This window comes from Achromobacter sp. ACM02 (genome assembly GCF_014851605.1).
In the GTDB taxonomy this organism is placed as follows: Bacteria; Pseudomonadota; Gammaproteobacteria; order Burkholderiales; family Burkholderiaceae_B; genus Achromobacter; species Achromobacter aegrifaciens.
Genome location: NZ_JACUZY010000006.1, coordinates 412,969 through 434,571 on the forward strand (window position 1 = coordinate 412,969; position 21,603 = coordinate 434,571).

Here is a 21,603-nt window from a genome sequence, read left to right on the forward strand (position 1 = left end):
CATCACATCAACGGCTAGGAAGGATCGCGGCATGTACACCTTGATCATCGGCAACAAGAACTACTCGTCCTGGTCCCTGCGGCCATGGATCGCCCTGCGCGCCGCAGGCATACCCTTTACCGAGCAGAAGCTCGGCTTCTTCACCGAGGAATTCTCGCGCCGCGTGGGCGCGGTGTCGCCCGCGGGGCTGGTTCCGGTGCTGCTGGATGGCGAGTTCGCGATCTGGGACACGCTGGCGATCTGCGAGTACCTGGCCGAACGCCATCCCGAAGCCCGCCTGTGGCCCCAGGACGCGCGCGCCCGGGCCCGCGCGCGGTCGCTCACCGCGCAGATGCACAGCGGCTTTGGCGCGATGCGCCAGGCGCTGCCCATGAACGTCGAAGCGCACCTGCCCGGCATCGACTTTCCTGCGGCCGCGCAACAGGACATCGAGCGCCTGCAAGCGATCTGGCGCGACACGCGCGCGGCATTCGGCCAGGGCGGGCCGTTCCTGTTCGGCGAGTTCTCGATCGCCGACGCCTTCTTCGCGCCGGTGGTCTCGCGCTTCACGACCTATGGCATCGCGGCATCCGGCCCGGTGCGCGACTACATGGACGCCGTGCTGGCGCTGCCCGCCATGCAGGAATGGACCCGCGACGCGCTCGCGGAAGCCACCTTCGTGCCCGAGGACGAGCCCTACCGCAAGCAGCGCTGAAGCACGTCAATCGGCGCGTTCAATCGCGCAGGCGCTGGGCCACGAATTCACGCACCAGCGCCATCGCCGGCGCCTCGGTGCGGCCCGTCAGCGTCACCATTGCAAACAGCGCGTGGCTGCGCAGCGGCGGGTCGGTAGGCAGTTCCGTCAGTTCGCCCGCGGCGATGCCGACCCGCGCCGCGCCCACGATGCCCAGGAATACCGCGTCCGACACGCGCACCGCTTCCAGCACGCTGCCGATTTCATCGCAGCGCAGGCGCATCGCGGTCTGCGGATCCGCCTCGACGCCGAAATGGTCGACCACGATGCGCACGGTATCCGCTGCAAGAAATGTGGACGCCAGCGGATAGGCCGCAACCTCCGCGAAGCGCGCTGGCCGCCCGGCCTGGGCCAGCGGATGGCCGCGGCGGCAGATGAATCCGGCGCGCATTTCCGAGATGGGTTCGATGCGCAGGTCGGCCGCCGGCACGATGCCGCGCGTATCGACCACCAGCGCATCCAGGCGCCGCTGGCGCAACAGCGCCAGATGGGCCTCGGGCGAGCCGCGCATCACGTCCAGCCGCAACTGCGGATAGTGCTGCGCCACGTGCGCCAGCAGCGGCGTCATGAGCATGACGCCCGGCCCTGAACCCAATCCGATGCTGATGCTGCCCCGGTCGCCCTGGGTCAGCAGTTCCGCGCTGCGGCGCAGCTCGCCCGATTCGAACAGGATGCGCCGCGCGCGGCCGGCGACGGTCAGGCCCAGCGGTGTCAGCTCGGTGCGCTTGCCCATGCGGTCCAGCAGGCGCGCGCCCAGGTCTTCTTCCAGCAGGCGGATGCTGCGGCTGAGCGCCGACTGGGTCAGGTACAGGCGTTCGGCCGCACGGCTGAAGGAACCCGCCTCGGCCACGGCCAGCAGATGTTCGAGCTGCTTGAGATTCATGCCCGGGTCCCGATTAAGTATGAGTTTTTTTTCTAGCTTCCAGAATAACAATTCGTTAGACAACTAGCGAGGCCTGTCCCTAGCATGCGGATCACGACTAGATCATTCCAAGGGGAATTTCGTGAGCATGCTTTCCAATGGCCTGCGCCTGGCCGGCTGTGCGCTGGCGCTGGGCGCGGCGCTGCTGGCCCAGGGCGCCCGGGCCGCAGACTATCCCGACCGGCCCGTCATGATGATGGTGCCCTACCCGGCCGGCGGCGCGTCCGATTCCATCGCCCGCGTGGTGGCCCCGCCCGTCTCCAAGCAAATGGGCCAACCCGTGCTGGTGGAGAACCTGGGCGGCGTGAGCGGCGCGCTGGGCGCGCAGAAGGTGCTGGGCGCCAAGGCTGACGGCTATTACCTGTTCCAGGGCTCGCCCAACGAGCTGATCCTGTCCCCCATTGCCAATCCCGCGGTCAAGCTCAAGAGCGAGGATTTCCGCCTGGTGCAGATGATCGGCATGGCCCCATTGGTGATCGTGGCGCGCGCCGACCTGCCCGCCAACAATGCCGACGAGCTGGTCACGCTGGCCCGCTCGCGCTCGGCCACCCAGCCGCTGACGTTCGGCAGCGTGGGCGTGGGTTCGCTGTACCACGTGCTGGGCGAGCACATGGCGCGCACCATCGGCGCCAACATGATGCATGTGCCCTACAAGGGCGGCGCGCCGTTGATGCAGGACATCGGCGGCGGCCAGGTGGACCTGGCCATCCTGCCGCTGTCGCAGCAGCAGGTGGCGCTGGCCGAGCAGGGCCGCATCAAGCTGCTGGCCAGCCTGGACCCGCAGCGCAGCCAGTTGCCCGCGCTCAAGACCGTGCCGTCGGTCAACGAAGGCCAACTGCTCAAGGGCTTCAACTTCACCACCTGGACTGGCTACTTCGTCAAGCGCGACACGCCGCAAGACGTGGTGGCGCGCCTGAACGCAGCGCTCAACGCCGCCATGCAGGATGCGGCGGTGAAGGACAGCCTGGCGCACCAGAACATCGAAGTCTCCGCCCCCATGAGCGCGGAACAGGCCGACGCCATGTACCGCGCCGAGACCGAGCGCTTCCGCGAAATCTCCAGCCACGTGAAACTGGCAGGCAACCAGTGACCCGATTCCAGGACCTCTCCGACATGCATCCCATCCTGCAGGCGATGACCGCCCAGGCCGACGAATTCGTCTCGATCCGCCGCGACATCCACCGCCACCCCGAACTCGGCTTCCAGGAATTCCGCACCAGCGACCTGGTGGCGCAGTGCCTGACGCAATGGGGCTATGAAGTGGAACGCGGCCTGGGCGGCACCGGCGTGGTGGGGCAGTTGCGCCGCGGCAGCGGCGGCAAGCGCCTGGGCCTGCGCGCCGACATGGACGCCCTGCCCATCCAGGAAGCGACGGGCCTGGAACACGCCAGCTGCAACGAAGGCGTCATGCACGCCTGCGGCCACGACGGCCACACCGCCATGCTGCTGGCGGCCGCGCACCACCTGGCCAGGCATGGCGACTTCGACGGCACGCTCAACCTGATCTTCCAGCCCGCCGAGGAAGGCCTGGGCGGCGCCAAGCGCATGATGGAAGACGGACTGTTCAGCAAGTATCCCTGCGACGCCATCTTCGCCATGCACAACATGCCGGGCCATCCGCAAGGCCGCCTGCTGCTGCGCGACGGCGCCGCGATGGCTTCGTCCGACAACGTCACCATCGTGCTGGAAGGCGTGGGCGGGCACGGCGCGATGCCGCATTGCGCCGCCGATCCGGTGGTGGCTGGCGCGGCCATCGTGCTGGGCCTGCAAAGCATCGTCGCCCGCAATATCGATCCCCTGCACATGGCGGTGATCACGGTCGGCGCATTCAACGCAGGCAAAGCCAACAACGTCATCCCCCAGACCGCCACGCTGAAACTCAGCGTGCGCGCGCTGGACCGCGGCGTGCGCGACACGCTGCAAGCCCGCATCACGGAACTGGTCCACAGCCAGGCGGCCAGCTATCAGGTGCGCGCCACCATCGACTACGGCCGCGGTTATCCCGTGCTGGTCAACACCCGCGAAGAAACCGATTTCGCGCGCCAGGTGGCGGTGGAACTGGTGGGCGCCGACCAGGTGGAACTCCAGACCCGCGCGCTGACCGGCAGCGAGGACTTCGCCTTCATGCTGGAGGAAGTGCCAGGGTCCTACCTGCTGGTGGGCAATGGCGATGGCTCGGCGGAAGGCTTCAACAGCGGGCATGGGGCCTGCATGGTGCACAACCCGGGCTATGACTTCAACGACCACAGCCTGCCCGTGGGCGCGGCCTACTGGGTGCTGCTGACGCAGCGCTATCTGGCGGGCTGAGGCCGCGGCGCAAGCCTGAGGCCCGCGGGCCTCAGGCCATCTCGAACAGGCGCTTGTGCTCGCGGATGGCGTAGCGGTCCGTCATGCCCGCGATGTAGTCGGCGATGGCGCGGGCCTGCTCGTTGAAAGCCGGCCGGCGATAGTCGGGCGGCAACAGCCGCGGATCGTCCAGGAAAGCCGCGAACAGCTCGCGCACGATGCGCCGCGCCTTGGTCGTCATGCGCAACACGCGGTAGTGGCGGTACAGGTTGTCGAACAGGAATTTCTTCAGCGCGTCGGCCTCGCTCCGGATCTCGGGCGAAAAGGTCGCCAGCGGCGGCGCGCGGCGCACGTCGTCGGCAGTGGCGGGAGCGAACTCGCGGATGCGCGCCAACGAGGTCCGCGTCAGGTCGACGATCAGCGTATTGATCATGCGGCGTATGGTCTCGGCCACCGCGCGACGCGCAGCCAGCCCCGGATAGCTTTCCAGCACGTGGGCGTGGTGGCGCTCGAAGATCGACACTTCCTTCAGCTGTTCCAGCGTGATCAGGCCCGAGCGCAGACCGTCGTCGATGTCGTGGTTGTTGTAGGCGACCTCGTCCGCCAGGTTGGCCAACTGCGCCTCCAGCGAGGGTTGGGTGCGGTCGAGGAAGCGCTGGCCCACGTCGCCCAGCTGCCGCGCATGCGCGGCCGAACAATGCTTGAGGATGCCTTCGCGCGTTTCGAAGCACAGGTTCAGGCCGTTGAAGTCCGCGTAGCGTTCTTCCAGTTCGTCCACCACCCGCAGGCTTTGCAGATTGTGCTCGAAGCCGCCCGCCTCCGGCGCCAATTCGCGCATGCAGGCGTTGAGTTCATCCTGGCCCGCATGACCGAACGGCGTGTGGCCCAGGTCGTGCGCCAGCGAGATGGCTTCGGTCAGGTCTTCGGACAGGCCCAGGCTGCGCGCCAGCGTGCGCGCAATCTGGGCCACTTCCAGGCTGTGGGTCAGGCGGGTGCGGAACAGGTCGCCCTCGTGGTTCACGAAGACCTGGGTCTTGTACTCCAGGCGCCGGAAGGCGCTGGAATGGACGATGCGATCGCGGTCGCGCTGGAACTCCGTCCGGTTTTCCGGTGGCGGCTCGGCATAGGTCCGCCCGCGCGATTGAGACGGGTGGGATGCATAGGAAGCCAGTTCTTTCATCTGCAACACCGTCTCCATCACGGCTATTGGGTGGTGCGGGCCAGCACGGCGCGCACGGCGTCGTCGGGGGCCGCGCGCATCATGGCCTCGCCGATGCGGGTCATGAGCACGTAGCGGATCGAGCCGCCTTCGGTCTTCTTGTCGACCTGCATCAGGTCCAGCCAGCGGTCGGCGCCCAGGTCGGGGGCCACGACGGGACAGCCGATGGCGACCACCAGCGCGCGCACGCGCTCCACGTCGGCACGGTCAAAGCCGGCGACGTCGGCCGACAGCTCGGCAGCCTGCACCATGCCGCAACCGACGGCTTCGCCATGCAGCCAGGCGCCGTAGCCCAGGCCGGATTCGATGGCGTGGCCGAAGGTGTGGCCCAGGTTGAGGATGGCGCGCAGGCCCGACTCGCGCTCGTCCTTGCCCACCACTTGCGCCTTGAGTTCGCAGGAGCGGCGGATGGCGTAGGCGACCGCCTCGGGGTCCAGTTCGCGCAGCTTCTGCGCATTGTCCTCGCACCAGGACCAGAATTCCGGGTCCAGGATCAGGCCGTACTTGATCACTTCCGCCAGGCCCGCGGACACCTCGCGCGCCGGCAGCGTGTTCAGCACGTCGGTGTCTATTTCGACTGCGACCGGCTGGTAGAACGCGCCGATCATGTTCTTGCCCAGCGGATGGTTGACGGCGGTCTTGCCGCCCACCGACGAATCGACCTGCGACAGCAGGGTCGTGGGCACCTGCAGGAAGCGCACGCCGCGCATGTAGACCGCGGCCGCGAAACCGGTCATGTCGCCGATGACGCCGCCGCCCAGCGCCACCAGCACGCAGCGGCGGTCCAGGCGGTTGCCCAGCAGCGCGTCGAAGATCAGGTTCAGCGACTGCCAGTCCTTATAGGCCTCGCCGTCGGGCAATTCGATGCGCAGCACCCGCTTGCCGGTCCGGGCCAGCGCGGCTTCGGCGCGCTCGCCGTACAGGGCGGCGACGGTCGGGTTGGTCACCACGGCGATCGCGGTGGCGTCGGCGGGGATGCACTGGTCCAGGGCGTCCAGGCGGCCGGGGCCGATGTGGATCGGGTAGGCTCCGCCCGGGGTGTCCACGTGTACTACGTTCATATGCGCTTCTCGAAGGCTTGCAGTTGCGGCAGCAGCGCCTTGACCAGGGTGTGTATGGGCATGGCGCCCGTCTCCACCACCAGGTCGGCTACTTCCTTATAGAGGGGTTCCCGCAGGGTCATGAGGTCGCGCAGCGTGCCGCGCGGGTCGGCCGTGGCCAACAGGGGACGGTTGCGGTCGCGGCAGGTGCGGCGGAACAGTTCGTCCACGCTGGCGCGCAGGTAGACCACGATGCCGCGCTCGCGCAGGCGCTGACGGTTTTCCGGCGCCAGGATCGCGCCGCCGCCGGTGGCAAGAATTATGTTGCGCCGTTGGGTACACTCTTCCAAGGCGGCAGATTCCCGGCGACGAAAACCGGCTTCGCCCTCGATTTCGAAGATTACCGGCACCCGCACGCCGCAACGCGCCTCGAGCTCATGATCCAAGTCCATAAACTCGCGCCCCAGGGCACGCGCCAGGCCACGCCCTATGGTGGTCTTGCCCGCGCCCATCATCCCGACCAGGAAAACCGGCAGGTCATGCGGCAGCGTGGCGGCCTTGCCTGTGCACTCGATCGCGCAAGGCTGGTTTTCGGGCGTCTCGCAGGAGGACGCCGGGTCCGGGTCAGCCTCCGGACATGAGTTAGCGGAAAAGTTCATGACGGCATTATCACATCAGCCGCCAGTTGCCCGCCTACCACACTGAACGATTTTGTTACAGAAACCGGTGCCCCGTGCCAAGACGGACCCGGAGATACCCGTAAAATCGCCGCGATGAGCAAGCCCCAGAATTCCTCCAAGAAAGACAAGCCCGCCAAGAGCGGTTCCCCGATACTGCGATTCTTCGTAAAAACCGGCATTTTCTTTGCCGGCCTGTTCCTGTGCGGCGTGCTGCTGGCTGGGATGGCGTTGGCGCTGGCCTGGCCCAACCTGCCCGACCTGAACGCCATGACGGACTACCGCCCCCGGGTGCCGCTGCGCGTCTTTACGGCGGACCGCGTCCTGATCGGCGAATTCGGCGAAGAGCGCCGCAACGTGCTGCGCTTCAACGAAATCCCGGACGTCATGAAGTCCGCGGTGCTGGCGGCCGAGGACGACCGCTTCTACCAGCACGGCGGGATCGACTGGATGGGCGTGGCGCGCGCCGGCCTGACCAACCTGGTCAGCATGTCGAAGTCGCAGGGCGCCAGCACCATCACGATGCAGGTGGCGCGCAACTTCTACCTGTCGTCGGAAAAGACTTATTCGCGCAAGTTCTATGAACTGCTGCTGACCTTCAAGATCGAGTCGGAGCTCACCAAGGACCAGATCCTCGAGCTCTACATGAACCAGATCTACCTGGGCCACCGCGCCTATGGTTTCGCGGCCGCCTCGCGCACCTACTTCGGCAAGCCCCTGTCCGAAGTCACGCCTGCGGAAGCCGCCATGCTGGCCGGCATCCCCAAGGCGCCCTCGCGTTTCAACCCTATCGCCAACCGCCCGCGCGCCGAGCTGCGCCAGCGCTACGTGCTGGGCCGCATGCACTCGCTGGGCTACCTGACCGAACCGGAATACCAGCAGGCGCTGGCCCAGCCCATCGTCATGAAGTCCGCGGAAGGCACGCCGGCCGGCGGCTATTCCATCCATGGCGAGTACGTGGCGGAACTGGCACGCCAGCTGTTGTTCAACGTGTACCAGGACAACGTCTATTCGCGCGGCATCAATATCTACACCACCGTGCAGTCCAAGGACCAGGAAGCGGCCTACCGCGCCGTGCGCGAAGGCGTGCTGGAATACACGCGCCGCGCGCCCTACCCCGGCCCCGAGGAACAGCTCGACCTGCCGCCGGGCACCGAGAACAACCCGCAGGCGCTGGACGAATTCCTGGACGGCGTGTTCGACAAGTTCAGCGACAGCGGCGACCTGCTGACGGCGCTGGTGCTGTCGGCCAGCCCCACCGAAGTGAAGCTGGCGCGCAGCTCGCGCGAGATCATCACCGTCACCGACAAGAAGGTGCTGGGCGTCGTGGCGCGCGCGCTGAACGACAAGGCCAAGCCCGAGCAGCGCATCAAGCGCGGCTCCGTGGTCTACATCCGCAAGTTCGGCGACAACTGGGAAATCATCAACCTGCCTTCGGTGCAGGCGGCCTTCGTGGCGCTGTCGCCGCAAGATGGCGCCATCCGCGCCATGGTCGGCGGCTTTGACTTCTACCGCGGCAACTTCAACCGGGTGACGCAAGCCTGGCGCCAGCCGGGTTCGAACATCAAGCCCTTCATCTACGCCGCTTCGCTGGAACGCGGCCTGACCCCGGGCACGCAGATCTCGGACCAGCCCTTCGAACTGACGGCCGCGCAGACCGGCTCCAAGGCCTGGAACCCGAAGAACTACGGCAATCAGTACGAACCCATGCTGACCCTGCGCCAGGGCCTGTACAAGTCCAAGAACATGGTGTCGATCCGTATCCTGCAGGCCATCGGCCCGCAGTACGCGCAGGACTACCTGACCCGCTTCGGCTTCGACAAGGCCCGCCAGCCCGCCGTGTTGCCGCTGGCGCTGGGCGCGGGCTCGGTCACGCCCTTGCAGCTGGCCGGCGCCTTCTCGGTGTTCGCCAATGGCGGCTACCGCGTCACGCCCTACCTGATCGACCGCGTCACCGACAGCAGCGGCAAGGTCATCATGCAGTCCAAGCCGGTCGTGGCCGGCGACGCCGCGGCCCGCGCCATCGATCCGCGCACGGCCTGGGTCATGGACGACATCCTGCGCGGCGTGGCCACCTACGGCACCGCAGCGCGCGCCCGCGTCCTGCTCAAGCGCAACGACATCGCAGGCAAGACCGGCACCACCAACGAATCGGTGGACGCCTGGTTCTCCGGCTACACCCCGTCGCTGGTCGCCACCGCGTGGCTGGGCTTTGACCAGCCCAAGTCCCTGGGTTCGCGCGAAACCGGCGGCGGCGTCGCCATGCCGATCTGGGTCGATTACATGCAGACGGTCCTCAAGGGCGTGCCCGAAGAGAAGCCGCGTCCCCGCCCCGATGGCCTGCTGGTCGAAAACGGCGAGTTCTACTTCTCCGAATTCCCGCCCGGACAAGCGGTGGCGCGCCTGGGCTTGCCCGAGGCCGACACGCTGGGTGAGTTCCTCAACGGCCTGAACGGCAGCACCAGCGAGGAAACCCGGATCAAGGTGGCGCCGGGCGTAGGCACGCAAGGCAACACGCCCTGGTCCCAGAAGATTCCGTTCTGACGCGCAAATGACAAGGCCGGCCCTATGGGGCCGGCCTTTTTTTCGCCTGAAGGTGACGTTTTACAGGCGTATCGTCACGGGTACGCCGGCTGCCGCGGAACAGATCTGCGACAGGGCATCCGGCAACTGCGGGCCGCCTCGGGTATCGTTCCAGTGCTGGCCATCGTAGCGGTAGTGAAAGCCGCCGCTGCGCGCCGCGACCCACAGCTCCTGCATGGCAGCCTGGCTGTTCACCACCACATGGGTGTTGTCCTCGAAAACCATCGTCAGCACATTGCCGCTGCGGCTGGTTTCGACGTCGACATCGAGCGAAGCCGCCCAGTCATCGGCCTGGCTTTCGATGCTGTTCAGCACCTGGTCGATCAACGCAAGAAATTCGGTTTCGGTCATAATCGAGCCTGCAAGATTTAGGAGTTCCCAGTGTTCCACTTGGCATTTCGCCGCATGGTCCTTCGCATTGTAGCCACGCTGCTGGCGACCGGCATGGTTGCCGCCTGCGGGTATAAGGGCCCCTTGTACATGCCGACGCCGGACGGCAAGCCGCCCTCGCGCACGCAGCCGCAGCCGCAACCGACGCCCATCCCGCCGGTGCAGTCCATTCCATGACACCCCGATTCCCCGCGCAGCCTGAACTGGCCGGTCATCCGTACTTCCAGTTCCGCAACAATGTCCTGTACGCCGAGGACGTGCCGCTGGATCACCTGGCCGAAAAGCTGGGCACGCCGCTGTACGTATACTCGCGCGCCGCGCTCAAGGCTGCCTGGGAATCCTACCGCAATGCCGTCGGCCAGCATCCGGTGCTGGTCTGCTACGGCATGAAGGCCAATTCCAACCTGGCCGTCCTGAAGGAATTCGCGCGCCTGGGCGCGGGCTTCGACATCGTTTCCGGCGGCGAGCTCAAGCGCGCCCTGGCGGCCGGTGCGGACCCGTCCAGGATCGTATTTTCCGGCGTGGGCAAGCAGGCCTGGGAAATGCGCGCCGCGCTGGCCGCCAAGGTCAAGTGCTTCAACGTCGAGTCCGAAGCCGAACTGCGCCGGCTGTCGGAAATCGCGCATGACATGGGTCTGCGCGCGCCCGTTTCGCTGCGGGTGAATCCGGACGTGGATGCGCAGACGCATCCATACATCTCCACCGGCCTGAAGGAAAACAAGTTCGGCATCGCCATCGAATCGGCGCTGGACGTCTACCGCCTGGCCCAGTCGCTGCCGGCCCTGGAAATCGTGGGCGTGGACTGCCACATCGGTTCGCAGCTCACCGACATCAGTCCCTATTTCGACGCGCTGGAAAAGCTGCTGGACCTGATCGAAAAGCTGGATCAGGCTGGCATCCGGATCGTCCATCTGGACCTGGGCGGCGGCCTGGGCATCCGCTATACGGATGAGATCCCGCCCTCGCCCCAGGCCTTGCTGGACCGTGTCTTCGAACGCCTGAACGCGCGCGGCTTCGGCCATCTGCACCTGGTGCTGGAGCCCGGCCGCTCGCTGGTGGGCAACGCCGGCGTGCTGCTCACGCGGGTCCAGTACCTGAAGCACTCGGAAGCGCGCAACTTCGCCATCGTCGACGCCGCCATGAACGACCTGCTGCGTCCCGCGCTGTACGAAGCCTTCCACGGCGTGCGCCCCGTGCATCCGCGCGCGGGCGACGAAACCCTATACGACATCGTCGGCCCGGTCTGCGAAAGCGCCGACTGGCTGGCCCGGCAGCGCAAGCTTGCTCTCCAACAGGGCGACCTGCTGGCGGTGGAGTCCGCGGGCGCCTACAGCATGGCCATGGCCAGCAATTACAACGCCCGCCCCCGCGCGGCGGAAGCCATGGTCGACGGTGACAAGTACTACGTCGTGCGCCAGCGCGAAACGCTGGACGACCTGCTCAAGGGCGAATCCACGCTGCCCTGAGGGGCTGCCGCCATCCGCGGCGCGGACCGCGCGCCGCATAGGGGCGCGATGCCGCTCATTTCACTCGAACTCATGCGTGATGGAAGCCGGCCGGCCCGGCGCTACTGTCAGGGTCATGCGGTAATCGCCCGCTGATGCGTTGCGCACCGTCACCTGGTAACGGCCTGGCGGCAGGGACAGTTCGCGCAGCGGCGGGCTGACGCCGCGCGAGCGGCCATTGACCACCACCTCTCCCCATGGACGCACGGCCACGCGCACCGTGACAGGCGCCGCCTGAGGCGGCGGCGTCGCGGGCGCGGCGGGCTCTGACGCGGCGGGGGCTGCCGCGGCTTCAGGCTCAGGGGCGCTATCTGGCTTCGGGCTGGCGGACGGCATGGTGGAGCCAGTGGCTGCGGCCTGCGGCGGCGAGGCTGGTAGGGCCGCGGCGGGGGAGTCCGGCGAGGTCGGTGGAGTCGGCGCGGGCGCGGGTTGCGGCTGTGGTTCCGACGGCGGCAGGGGTTGCGGCGGCGGTTGGGACGGTGGCTCCGATTGGGGCTGGGGTTGCTGCTGAGCTTGAGGCGGCGCCACGCCAGCCAGCTCCACCGGCGGCTGTGCCGGCCGCAGCCATGCATATCCCCCCGCCGCAAGCAGCAAAAGGCCCGCCACGGCCAGCGGCAGCATGCGCCGCGCGCGCGTCGGGTGTTCCGGCCGCATCGCGGTCAGGCGAGCGGCGGCCGGCGGCGGATCGGCAAGGTCGCCGGCGGGCGTCTCCATCATCAATGAAGGCGCGGTCATGTCCGGCTCCGGATCCTCCACAGGAGCGGCCACAGAAACCGCCGCAGGAGCCGGCACCGCCGGCGGGATCACGCCCATCGCCGCAGCAAGCGCCGCGGCTGTCCGCGGTCTCGCCTGCGCCTCCATCGCCAGGCCCTCGTCCACGGCGGCGCAGAAGGCCGCGCGATAGGCGCCCGGATGCCACTCATCCAGAGGCGGGCAATCGTCGCGTACACGGCGCGCCAGCGCGCCTGGAGGGGCCGCGCCCGTCGCCAGGAAGTACGCCAGCGCCGCCAGCCCATACACGTCCGTCCAGGGGCCGCAAGAATGCCCCGGATCGTCCGTGTACTGTTCGAACGCGGCGTAACCGGCATGCCGCGCTGCGTCTTCGTCATCGGGCGCCGCATCGAAAGGCGGCGCCAGGACGGCAAAACCCTGCCCGTCGCGGACCACGGCATCTGGGCAAATGCCGCCATGCGCCCGGCCGCCTTCGTGCATGGCGGCCAGGGACGCGGACAGGCCGGCGACCACTCGCAGGATCTCCTGTTCACGCAGCCGCCCGGGCGGCAGGCGCAGGATATCGTCCAGGCGCTCCACATCTGGCGCGGCCGGGAAGCCCCCCGCGCCCGGTCCAGGCGGCACAGCTGAAGTTCGTAGCATGCGCGGTCCTCCGGCAGATTCAGGGATGCCAGGTCGGCAGGGATGAGAACAGCCTGGCGAACAGCGTCGCGTTCAGCGCGCCGCCATGGATGTAGGTCTGCAAGGCCGCGCCGTCCGCCTGGTTGGTCCACCAATAACTGGTGTGGGAACTGGGGTTGAAGCAGAACGGCAGGTCGGGCCAGGCGCCCAGCGCGCGGCGCGCCAGCGGCGCGGAATCCTGCTCGCGGCCGGCGCTCAGGATGTCCATGATGTCGCTGCCGCCGCGCGGCGCGGCGGCGCCCGGCGCTGCGGCAGGCGTACGCACCTGCTGCAGGCTGCGGTCGAACTGCTCCGCCGGGCAGCCATGGCGCACCGCCGCCAGCATGCTGGCGCCGATCTGCCGGTAGTAGTCGCTGGCGCCATCCAGGATGCTGCTGTGGTACTGCGCGGGCGGTACGGCCATGACCACGCACAGCGGGTAGCCCCGGCCCACCCGGTCGCGGCTGGGCGTGATGCAGCCCAGCTGTGCGACACCCGCGCCCGGCCCGGCGGGAATCGCGAAATTCCAGATGGGCGCCGACGCGAAGCCGCGCGCGGCATTGACGTCCGGCGCCTGCTTCAGCGCCGCCAGCCCGAACTGCAGCCAGCGGTCCCACCAGGTGATCAGCTCGCGCGGCAGGCGTCGGTGCACGAAGTCGCCCGCCGCCGGAATCTTGCCGTACCAGCCCACACGCCCACGCTCCACTGCTAGCTCCATATCCATGTCCTGTTCACGACGCGCCCGGGCAGGCGAACGCCTGCATCTCGGCCAGATGGAAAGGGCTCTTGACGCTGCTGGCGGTGATCTCCAGCACCACCTTGCGCCCGCCCAGATCGAATGTGGCCAGCGTGACCTCCGGCGTGGCCCCCCGTCGCAGCTGGGCGCGGTCCAGCATGCGGTTCAGCGCCCAGGGGCCCGACGTGGTCATGCCAGCCGCGCCGACCTGCGGCGTGAGCTCGATGCGCACCTGGTTGCTGCCGCGCGGACCGGGCCACTGCACCGTGGTCGCCACCTGCGGACCATGCGCGTAGCGCACCGCCTGGCCATCCACGTCCATCACGAACTGGGTAATGCCCGCGTCCATTTCCACGGGCCTGATGGCCACCCGATACGAGGGCATGGGGTTGCCCGCCATGAAATACACGTCGCGGATCACGCCCGCGCGCTGGAACGCGTCCAGCGTGGTGGAGTTCTCCCCCGACTTGCCGTCGATGCCGGGCTTGAAGCGCCAGCGCTGTCCGGAAACGTCGATCTGGTTCGCCAGGTTCTTCTGGAAGAAGTCGTCCATCAGGCCATTGGGCCCGAACAGCCGCGCCATATCGTTGGGCGCCACGTCGCGCGCCGAACGGCTCGAAAACGGATAGCGTCCGGCCACGGACTGGCCGCAGAACATGCCGATGGTGGCGGACACGGTCTCGCCCATGCGCGCGCGGGCCACGTCGGACACCTCGCCGGACGCGTTCACCGACAGCGAGTTGAGCACGTCGCGCAGCGGCCCTGGCAAGCGGCCCGCCTCGGCCCTCAGCTTGGTCACGGAATCCGAGCTGGGTGCGGGGCTGCCGCTGCGCAAGGCCGCATCCGCCGCCGTCAGATAGGTATAGAGCTCGTTGATGAGGCCGGTGGTGGCTGCGATCGGCGAGGTGGCGCCGGCCGCCGCGCCCTCGCCTTCGGCCAGCCGGCGGTACGGCTCGAAATGCTGGTCCACGATGCGCTCCAGCTTCTCGTCGGTGGCGTCGGCCCGCATGGCCGCGCCGGGCCCGGTTGGCCCGAACATCTGCTCCAGCGCCTCGCGCGTGCTGCTGACGCGGTCGCGCGCCTGGTCCACCAGCGAGCGGTCATCCTTGCCGGTATCGCGCAGCAAGGAGGTCTCGCGCGCAACGCCGCGCACCAGCTGCACCAGCGGAGACTCCGGCGCGGACAAGGTGCGCGCCATCTGGATGTTCTGCAGCAGCGACTTGCTGGGCGCCAGCTGCATATCGTTCAGATAGCCGTCCCACTGCGCCACGTAGTCGTTCATGTACAAGCGCTTGATGTCGACCACCAGCTGGCGTTGCGCCGTCTGGTCCAGCTGGCTGCGCAACGGGATGTTCAGGATCCACGCATCATCCGAACGCAGCACCTCGGCCACGCCGGTCACGCGCTTGTTGAACACGTCCCAATAGCCGCGATAGCTGTAGAGCGCGGGAATGCCCTGGCTCAACGGTTTGCCGCTCTTGCGCACGAAGACGGCGCTGGCCTGCGCGCCGCCCAGCGTCACCACCGTGATCTCGGGCGCCGCGTCGGCGTTGGCCAGGGTGCGGCGCAGCCGGCTGTAGGCGCGTTGCGCCAGCGTGTAGCGCGCCAGCTTCTCGCGCGCCTGGGCCACCAGCGCGTCGTCCTTGGGAAACGGCGACGCCAGCACGTGGCTCTGCGTCAGGTTGCGCAGGTGCAGCGACAGCTGCTCATACTGGCGCCGCGTGTAGCCTTCAGGCAGGGTGGCCTGCATGTCCGAGAGCAGCCACGCATGCATGAACTCCGCGTCGTAGCGTTCGGCCTCGTACAGCATCAGATAGGCCCGCAGCGCCTCGTAGGAATACTCCAGGTCGCTGGCCGAGGCGTCGCGCAGGGCGGTCTCGACGCGCCGCGCCACCTGCGGCAGCAGCACCTGGTCCAGCGTGTTGCCGTACACGCCCTGCGCCGCCGCCCGCAGCTTCTGGCCCTGGTAGAGGCCATAGCGATAGCTCAGGGGCGGATTGTCGATCTCGAAGCCCTCGTGCTGGGGCAGGTACCAGAGGCTGTCCAGGAACGGCATCAGCCCCAGCAGGTCGCCGGTGCGCGTGATCTTGATGTCGCGGCTAAGCTTCTCCACCGCCGGCACCCGCCGCGCCACCTCTTCCACGTAATCGGCGTTGTTGCGATAGCTCATCGTCCAACCCGCGACCAAAGCCAGGAAGGCCGCTGTCACCAGGCCGTACCCCGCCCAGTGCAACTGCCGATAGCGGCGTTCCCAACGCAGGTTGCGGCTGGCCAGGCCGGCCTCGCGGAAGATGACGTCCTGCAGCAGGTTCTTCAGGAAGTAGCTGCGTCCTTCCGCCTCGCCCGGCACGCTGGCCGCGGGCGCGGCGCCGCCGTCGATGCGCAGGTAGCGCTTCAGATGGCCAGTCACCTGGTCGAAGGTCTCTCCGCCCTGCGTGCCGCTGGTGAAGTAGACGCCTCGCGGAATGACCCGCGCCTCGAACTTCGAAGTCGCGAACACATCGCTCAGGAAATGGCCCAGGATGGCCTGCAGGCCCGCGAACTGCTGCGGCAACATGTAGGCAAGCGCGCGCCGCGCAGGATCGCTCTCGGCCGCCACCACTTCAGGCAAGGCGTCATCCAACCGCCGCTGCAACAGCGCATACTCTTCGTGAAAGGCTTCATACAGGTCGAAACCCGGCTCCTGCGCGCGCGCATACGGCAAGGTAAAGCCCCAGATCTGCGCCAGCTCCTCTCGGGTAAAGGAAGCGAAGTACTCTTCGAAACCGGACAGCAGATCCGTCTTGGTCACCAGCACATACACCGGGAATGCGATGCCCAGCTGCTCGCGCAATTCCTGCAGGCGGCGTCGCAGCACTGCCGCATGCTGCGCCCGTTCCGCATCCGACGCCGACAGCAGGTCTTCGACGCTGACAGTGAGCATGGCACCGTTGATGGGCTGGCGGCCGCGGTACTTGGACAGCAGGCCGAGAAAGCCGCGCCACTCTTCTTCGTCGCCGGTCGGATCGCTTTCGTGCGTGGTGTAGCGCCCCGCCGTGTCCAGCAACACGGCATCGTCAGTGAACCACCAGTCGCAATTGCGCGTGCCGCCCACGCCGCGCAAGGCCACCTTGCCGTAGCGTTCGGCCAGAGGAAAGTTCAAGCCTGAATTCACCAGCGCGGTGGTCTTGCCCGCGCCCGGCGCGCCGATGATCACGTACCAGGGCAGCTGATACAGGTACTGCTTGGAGAACCGGTCCAGCGCGCCGCGCCTGCCGCGGCTCTCGAAGCGGGTCTTGCGCAGCAGTTCCACGGCCTCGTGAAAGCGCGCCTCCAGCTGGCGTATCTCGTCGTTGCCGGCGGCTTCCTCCAGCGGCTTTTCCGCCTTGGGCCGGGGCCGCCGCAACTGGCTCAGCAGCTGCGCGTTCAAGCGCCCTTCGCGCCATTTGCGCCACAACAGCCGCAGCAGCCAGATCGCGAACATCGCCACGATGACGGCGATGCGCACCGTTTCGCTTTCCAACGGGCGCACCGTGCCGATGGCGATGAGCGGCCCCGCGATCCAGATCAGCACCGCCAGGGCCACCAGCCCCAGGAAGTTCCACACGCGGCGGCTGAAGAACCATCCGAACAGCCTGTAGATCATTCCTGTCCTCCCTGCTCGTGCGCCACCGGCGGCACCAGCACCGTGATCTCCACCCGCCGGTTCAGCGCGCGGCCCGCGGCCGTGTCATTGGGCGCCACCGGATCAGCGTCGCCGCGCCCTTCTGCGCGCACGCGGGCCGTCTGGCCCAGGCGTTGCTCCAGCATGTCCTTGACCGCATCCGCGCGCGCCTGCGACAAATGCCAGTTGGACGGAAAGCGTGCGCTGCGCATCGGCGTGTTGTCGGAGTAGCCGCGCACCAGGATGCTGCCCTGCGTCTCGCGCAAGGCATCGGCCACGCGCGACAGCACCGGCAGGTACTGGTCGCGCACGGAACTGGCGCCAGATTCGAATACGCCATCGCCCCGCAGCACCACCACGCTGCGGTCCACCTCATCGCGCACGGTGACCAACTGGTCGCGGATCTCGGGCGCCAGGAACACCGCCAGCCGCGGCGCGGGCGCGGGCCGCTTCACGGCGGTCGGGGCGATCTGCACCGTGGGCGGACGCAGCTTGGCGATGGACGCGAACACGCCGTCGGACTCGCTGCCCAGACGCCAGCCCAGGCCCCAGTACAGGGCCAGTGCCAGGACGGCTGCCAACGCGCCGAACACCCACAGCGGCACGGGCAGGCGGCGCAATGGCGTCTGCGCCGGCTCGTCGCGCCAATGCGGAGACAGCGCCAGCGGATAATCGCCGCGCGCGCCGCGCAGGATCCGCAAGAGGCGCTGGCGCAGCGTTTCCAGCTGCGAGCGGCCGTTGTCGATCACGCGGTAGCGCCCTTCGAAGCCCAGCAGCAGGCAGTAATACAGCAACTCCAGCAGATCCAGGTGCTGCCCGGGGTTCTGCGACAGCTTGGCCAGCAGCTGGAAGAACTTTTCTCCGCCCCAGGTCTCGTTGTGGAACGTGACCAGCAGGCTGTGCGCGGACCACACTCCGCCCCCGCCCCATGGCGTGAGCGCCGCGGCCTCGTCCAGCGCCGTGCACAGGCAGTAGCGCGCGCCCAGTATGGTTTCGTTGGGGATGCCCGCCTGCTGCGCGCGCAGCTCGAACTGCCGCACTTCGTCCAGCAGGTGCTCGCGCAGCATCGCAGGCGAGGGATGCGTCGCCGTGGCGCGGATCTGCGGGATCAGGTCCAGCAGCGGGTTGGCCGCCGCCACCAGCGGATTGGCGCCGCTGATGACGTAATCGTGGGGACGCAGCCTGCCCGCCGTATTGGCAGCGCCTTCGCCGATGCCGCCCGGAGGGCCGGCCAGCGTGTGATCCGAAGCATGCATAGTTGTCTCCGCCTGGTTTGGCCGCGCTCAGTCGCGCAGCGCCCAGAACTCCATCGTCAGCCCGGGAAAATCGCCCGCCAGATGCAACGCCAGCGCGCCGGTGCGCTCCAGCTGCTTCCAGAATTCGCCGCTCTTATCCAGTTCGAAATAGACATGTCCGGCACTGTACGGAATCTGTCGCGGCGCCACGGGCAGCGCGCGCACGGCGACGCCCGGCAATTGCAGGTGCACCAGGTCGCGGATGCGTTCCACCGGACCGATCTTGACCTGCGCCGGAAAGCGCGCCCGCACGGTCTCCACGCCCAGGTCCGCATGCACCGCCAGCACGAAGCCGGCCGACTGCAACAGTTCCGCGTCCTGGATCTGCGCCACGCGCACGCCCTGGCCGCGGTCCTGCAGCGGTATCTGCAAGGCGCGCTGCTCCAGCACGGCCGACAGGGAGCGGCGCAGCTCGTTCATCAAAGGCGTGAAGCTGCCCTGCAGATCATCGTGCACGTAGTCCGGCAGCACACCGGGCCGGCGCGTGGCCGACGTGAAGGTGGCCAGGTCGCAGGCCAGCATCAGCCAGTCGTGGAACAGACGTTCGGGATGCTGCGCCGGAAGCTGCCGCACATGCCAGATCGAACCCATATAGCGGTTGACGGTCTCCAGCAGCATGAAGTCCGACACCTCGGAAACGCCGCCGCGGCCGGGCTGCGACAGGCGCGAGGCCAGCGCCTCGCTGCGCGCGTCGAGCAGTCCCTGCAGTTCATCGACGAAGCCCCGCAGAACCGGATGCTCGCCCGCCGCCAGCCACGGCGCCACATAGCCTTCGTCCAGCACCACCCGGTTGTCTGAACGCCGCTCCAGCACGCGCGCCACGCCCAGGCCCAGCCAGTCGTCGGTGAGTTCGTCTTCCAGCATCAACCGCAGCCGCAAGCGTCCGAGCTGCATCAGGACGGGTTCCAGCGCCACGGAGCCGCTGTCTTCCACTTCGGCCTCGTGCACCAGATAGCGCGCCAGCGTGTCTTCCTCGCCTTCGTAGATGACGTCGCTGGCGCCGGCGCGCACGCGCGGCAGGGCCAGCACGATGCGCGCGCCGCGCGTCTGCGCCGGTACTTCGAACGCCGCGGGCGCCGCGTCCGGATGCGAGAAATCGAAAGGCGTGCCATCGGGCATGACGCCTTGCGCCCGGGTCAGCGCCACCTTGCCGATCGCCAGCGCGTCGCGGTCCAGCGACAGCTGGCCAAAGCCCCAGAAGCATCCCTGGAGCGTGGCTGCGCGCTGCTGCGCGGTATGCAGCATATGGCGTTCAAACTGCTGGAAATGCTGCGGCCGCAGGAACATTCCCTCCGACCAGATCACTTTGTCTCTACTCACCATGTGCGGTTCTCTTCGCTTCTAAAAGGGCCACCACGAACGGCTGCGATCCACTTCTTCCAGCCCGTCGCGCTTGACCGCGACCTTCACCGTCTCCTCGTTCGGCGAAAACTGCCAGACCTTGTAGATGTTGGTGTTCTGCGCCTCGGGCAACGACACCAGCAGCCGCCACTTGCTTTGCTCCAGTTCGCGATAGGCCGCCACCACGCCCACCACGCGCGCCTCGGCGTTGCCTGGGTACTGCACCACCTTGGTTTCACCCGGTTTCAGGATGACCTGGTCGACATTGAGCAGCTCCGCGCCCAGCGCCGCATGCGCATCGCCCTGCAAGGTGAAGAAGTCGCGCGATTCGAAGATGCTGGCCGATTTCAGTTCATAGATCGTCACCTGCACCGGCGAGGGCCTGCCGCTGGCGTTCTGGTTCACTTTCGGATCCGCGCGCAGTTCGATCGCGTACGGCACGGGCACTCGCTTGGCCGTCGACGAGCATGCCGCGAGCATCGCCGCCGTCAACGCAGCCGCGAGAATTGCCGCGGTGCGCCGCCGTCCCGTCGGAATCACTCGTAGGCATGGACCGTTCATAAGACCTCGGAAATAAAAGTACACACGTCTGTTACGCCGCGACGCATACCTTGCACGGCGGGCCGCTATCATCGGCGGAATGACCAGGCCTACACACTCCGAACGACACGCCCGCGCCATGAAACAGTCCGCACGCATTTGCTTGATATCCACGCTCGCGCTGCTTGCAGCCTGTGCTTCCACCCCATCGCCGCAAGCCGTGGAAGCGCTGCAGCAGGTGCGCGACGAATATGCCGCCAGCCGCTTCGGAGCCGTCGTGCGCACGGTGGCGACTTCCGACGCGCTTGCCACCGCGCCCACGCCCATGCGGGTCGAAGCGCTCAAGCTGCAGGCCTTCAGCTACTGCGTGACCAACTATCGCCAACTGTGCGAGGACAGCTTCGCGCGCATCCTGCAGCTGCAGCCCTCGTTCCAGCTCGCGCCGAATGAGGCCGGACACCCCCAGTGGGGACCGGCATTCCAGGCGGCGCAAGCGTCCCAGATCCGTTAACGCGCCGACGGCGCCCAGGAGACAGGCGTGAAACTCACCGTGTTCCAGCGTGCCGGCGATCCGGCCTTCGAACCCATCCACGCCGTGTTCACGGCGCCCGGCGGCACGGTAGGCCGCAGTCTCGACAACCAATTGGCCCTGCCCGATCCGACGCGCGGCATCTGCCGCGTGCAGGCGGCGATCCGCGTCAACGACGATGACGCCGGCTTTCTGCTCAACCTGAGCGACATGAGCACCGTCAGCGTCAATGGCCAGGCGCTCGCGCGCGACCAGGAAGTGCCGCTGCATCCAGGCGACGAGCTGCAGATCGGCGACTACCGGCTGCGCGCCGCAGCGGCCGCGCCGGAGACTCCGGCGGCCAGCGCGGCCGCCGTGGTCGACGACGACATCTTCAGCGACCTGATCGGCCCCGGCACCCTGCCCGTGGGCAGCGCGCCGGACGTCTCCACACACCCCTTCGATCTGGACTCCGCGCAGGCGCGCAACCCGGAAGATCCCCTGCGCCACCTGCCGCCCGGCGACGGCGCGGTGTCGCGCCCGCCCACCGATCCCCTGGCGCTGTTCGATGCGCCGGGCGACGACACACCCAGCATCTTCTCGGACGGCACCCCGTCCGCCCTGCCCGCGCACGACGCATTGGCCGAGCACCGGGCCCATCCCGTCGACGACGCGCTGGGCCGCCCGCGCGACGCGGCAGACGGCCGCAGCGCGTCCGATCATCTGCGCGAGATCGGCGGCTACCTGCGGCCCGCGCCCGTCAAGCCAGGACCCGGCGACAAGAACCGCTGAG

At 67.9% G+C, this 21,603-nt stretch carries 19 protein-coding genes; 8 read left to right on the forward strand and 11 right to left on the reverse strand.

The genetic code is table 11. The features are described from left to right. The first annotated feature begins 31 nt into the window (after positions 1 to 31). The gene (locus IB258_RS21160) at positions 32 to 694 is read left to right on the forward strand and encodes a glutathione S-transferase family protein (RefSeq protein ID WP_054457179.1); all 663 of its coding nucleotides are present in this window, start codon (positions 32 to 34) and stop codon (positions 692 to 694) included. A 19-nt stretch (positions 695 to 713) separates the two neighbouring features. Here the strand turns inward: IB258_RS21160 and IB258_RS21165 are convergent, their stop codons facing one another. Continuing rightward, on the reverse strand, positions 714 to 1,616 hold the full coding sequence (locus IB258_RS21165; RefSeq protein ID WP_054457181.1) for a LysR family transcriptional regulator: 903 nt from the start codon (positions 1,614 to 1,616) through the stop codon (positions 714 to 716). Positions 1,617 to 1,743: 127 nt separating this feature from the next. On the opposite strand from IB258_RS21165, the gene IB258_RS21170 reads away from it, so the two are divergent. Together IB258_RS21170 and IB258_RS21175 are read left to right on the forward strand one after the other, a co-directional pair. Next, positions 1,744 to 2,745, forward strand: coding sequence for a tripartite tricarboxylate transporter substrate binding protein (locus tag IB258_RS21170; protein WP_192353182.1), 1,002 nt, complete (start codon positions 1,744 to 1,746; stop codon positions 2,743 to 2,745). A 23-nt stretch (positions 2,746 to 2,768) separates the two neighbouring features. Continuing rightward, complete coding sequence (locus IB258_RS21175) at positions 2,769 to 3,962, forward strand: M20 aminoacylase family protein (protein WP_054457184.1); 1,194 nt, start codon at positions 2,769 to 2,771, stop codon at positions 3,960 to 3,962. Between the two features lie 31 nt (positions 3,963 to 3,993). Here IB258_RS21175 and IB258_RS21180 read toward each other — a convergent pair whose 3' ends face one another. Genes IB258_RS21180 through IB258_RS21190 form a run of 3 tightly spaced genes read right to left on the reverse strand, consistent with a single transcriptional unit; the run spans position 3,994 to position 6,859 of the window. Further along, positions 3,994 to 5,121: a deoxyguanosinetriphosphate triphosphohydrolase gene (locus IB258_RS21180; RefSeq protein ID WP_175181583.1), complete on the reverse strand. Its 1,128-nt coding sequence runs from the start codon at positions 5,119 to 5,121 to the stop codon at positions 3,994 to 3,996. Positions 5,122 to 5,144: 23 nt separating this feature from the next. Next, complete coding sequence (gene aroB, locus IB258_RS21185) at positions 5,145 to 6,221, reverse strand: 3-dehydroquinate synthase (RefSeq protein ID WP_125472556.1); 1,077 nt, start codon at positions 6,219 to 6,221, stop codon at positions 5,145 to 5,147. Next, positions 6,218 to 6,859 (reverse strand): shikimate kinase, encoded by a 642-nt coding sequence (locus tag IB258_RS21190; RefSeq protein WP_054457189.1) that lies wholly within the window; start codon positions 6,857 to 6,859, stop codon positions 6,218 to 6,220. The genes aroB and IB258_RS21190 overlap by 4 nt, the downstream gene beginning before the upstream one ends. A 114-nt stretch (positions 6,860 to 6,973) precedes the next feature. Here IB258_RS21190 and IB258_RS21195 point away from each other — a divergent pair, with 114 nt between their 5' ends. Next, positions 6,974 to 9,421, forward strand: coding sequence for a penicillin-binding protein 1A (locus tag IB258_RS21195; protein ID WP_054457191.1), 2,448 nt, complete (start codon positions 6,974 to 6,976; stop codon positions 9,419 to 9,421). 60 nt (positions 9,422 to 9,481) lie between these two features. Here the strand turns inward: IB258_RS21195 and cyaY are convergent, their stop codons facing one another. After that, complete coding sequence (cyaY, locus tag IB258_RS21200) at positions 9,482 to 9,811, reverse strand: iron donor protein CyaY (protein WP_013396958.1); 330 nt, start codon at positions 9,809 to 9,811, stop codon at positions 9,482 to 9,484. Positions 9,812 to 9,865: 54 nt separating this feature from the next. Between cyaY and IB258_RS21205 the strand changes: the two genes are divergently transcribed. Beyond that, entirely contained in the window at positions 9,866 to 10,027 is a 162-nt protein-coding gene (locus IB258_RS21205; RefSeq protein WP_225590469.1) for a lipoprotein, read from the forward strand. Continuing rightward, on the forward strand, positions 10,024 to 11,316 hold the full coding sequence (gene lysA / locus IB258_RS21210) for a diaminopimelate decarboxylase (RefSeq protein WP_054457194.1): 1,293 nt from the start codon (positions 10,024 to 10,026) through the stop codon (positions 11,314 to 11,316). The genes IB258_RS21205 and lysA overlap by 4 nt, the downstream gene beginning before the upstream one ends. Positions 11,317 to 11,376: 60 nt before the next feature. Here the strand turns inward: lysA and IB258_RS21215 are convergent, their stop codons facing one another. The 6 genes from IB258_RS21215 to tssJ are packed head-to-tail and all read right to left on the reverse strand — an operon-like array spanning position 11,377 to position 20,323. Further along, entirely contained in the window at positions 11,377 to 12,729 is a 1,353-nt protein-coding gene (locus tag IB258_RS21215; protein ID WP_192353163.1) for a hypothetical protein, read from the reverse strand. A gap of 19 nt (positions 12,730 to 12,748) precedes the next feature. Continuing rightward, positions 12,749 to 13,465: a type VI secretion system-associated protein TagF gene (gene tagF, locus IB258_RS21220; RefSeq protein WP_054457308.1), complete on the reverse strand. Its 717-nt coding sequence runs from the start codon at positions 13,463 to 13,465 to the stop codon at positions 12,749 to 12,751. Between the two features lie 13 nt (positions 13,466 to 13,478). Further along, positions 13,479 to 17,108 carry a type VI secretion system membrane subunit TssM gene (gene tssM, locus IB258_RS21225; protein WP_054457198.1) on the reverse strand — a complete coding sequence of 1,210 codons (3,630 nt, stop codon included), beginning with the start codon at positions 17,106 to 17,108 and terminating at the stop codon, positions 13,479 to 13,481. After that, positions 17,105 to 18,382 carry a DotU family type VI secretion system protein gene (locus IB258_RS21230; protein ID WP_054457200.1) on the reverse strand — a complete coding sequence of 426 codons (1,278 nt, stop codon included), beginning with the start codon at positions 18,380 to 18,382 and terminating at the stop codon, positions 17,105 to 17,107. Before IB258_RS21230 ends, tssM begins: the two co-directional genes overlap by 4 nt. Before the next feature lie 27 nt (positions 18,383 to 18,409). Further along, positions 18,410 to 19,744 carry a type VI secretion system baseplate subunit TssK gene (gene tssK, locus IB258_RS21235; RefSeq protein ID WP_192353164.1) on the reverse strand — a complete coding sequence of 445 codons (1,335 nt, stop codon included), beginning with the start codon at positions 19,742 to 19,744 and terminating at the stop codon, positions 18,410 to 18,412. 18 nt (positions 19,745 to 19,762) lie between these two features. Beyond that, positions 19,763 to 20,323 (reverse strand): type VI secretion system lipoprotein TssJ, encoded by a 561-nt coding sequence (tssJ, locus tag IB258_RS21240; protein ID WP_054457203.1) that lies wholly within the window; start codon positions 20,321 to 20,323, stop codon positions 19,763 to 19,765. A gap of 118 nt (positions 20,324 to 20,441) precedes the next feature. On the opposite strand from tssJ, the gene IB258_RS21245 reads away from it, so the two are divergent. Continuing rightward, a complete protein-coding gene (locus IB258_RS21245; protein WP_054457206.1) occupies positions 20,442 to 20,813 on the forward strand; it encodes a TssQ family T6SS-associated lipoprotein in 372 nt (123 codons plus the stop codon). Positions 20,814 to 20,840: 27 nt separating this feature from the next. Continuing rightward, positions 20,841 to 21,602, forward strand: coding sequence for an FHA domain-containing protein (locus tag IB258_RS21250; RefSeq protein WP_119449732.1), 762 nt, complete (start codon positions 20,841 to 20,843; stop codon positions 21,600 to 21,602). Position 21,603: the final 1 nt, after the last annotated feature.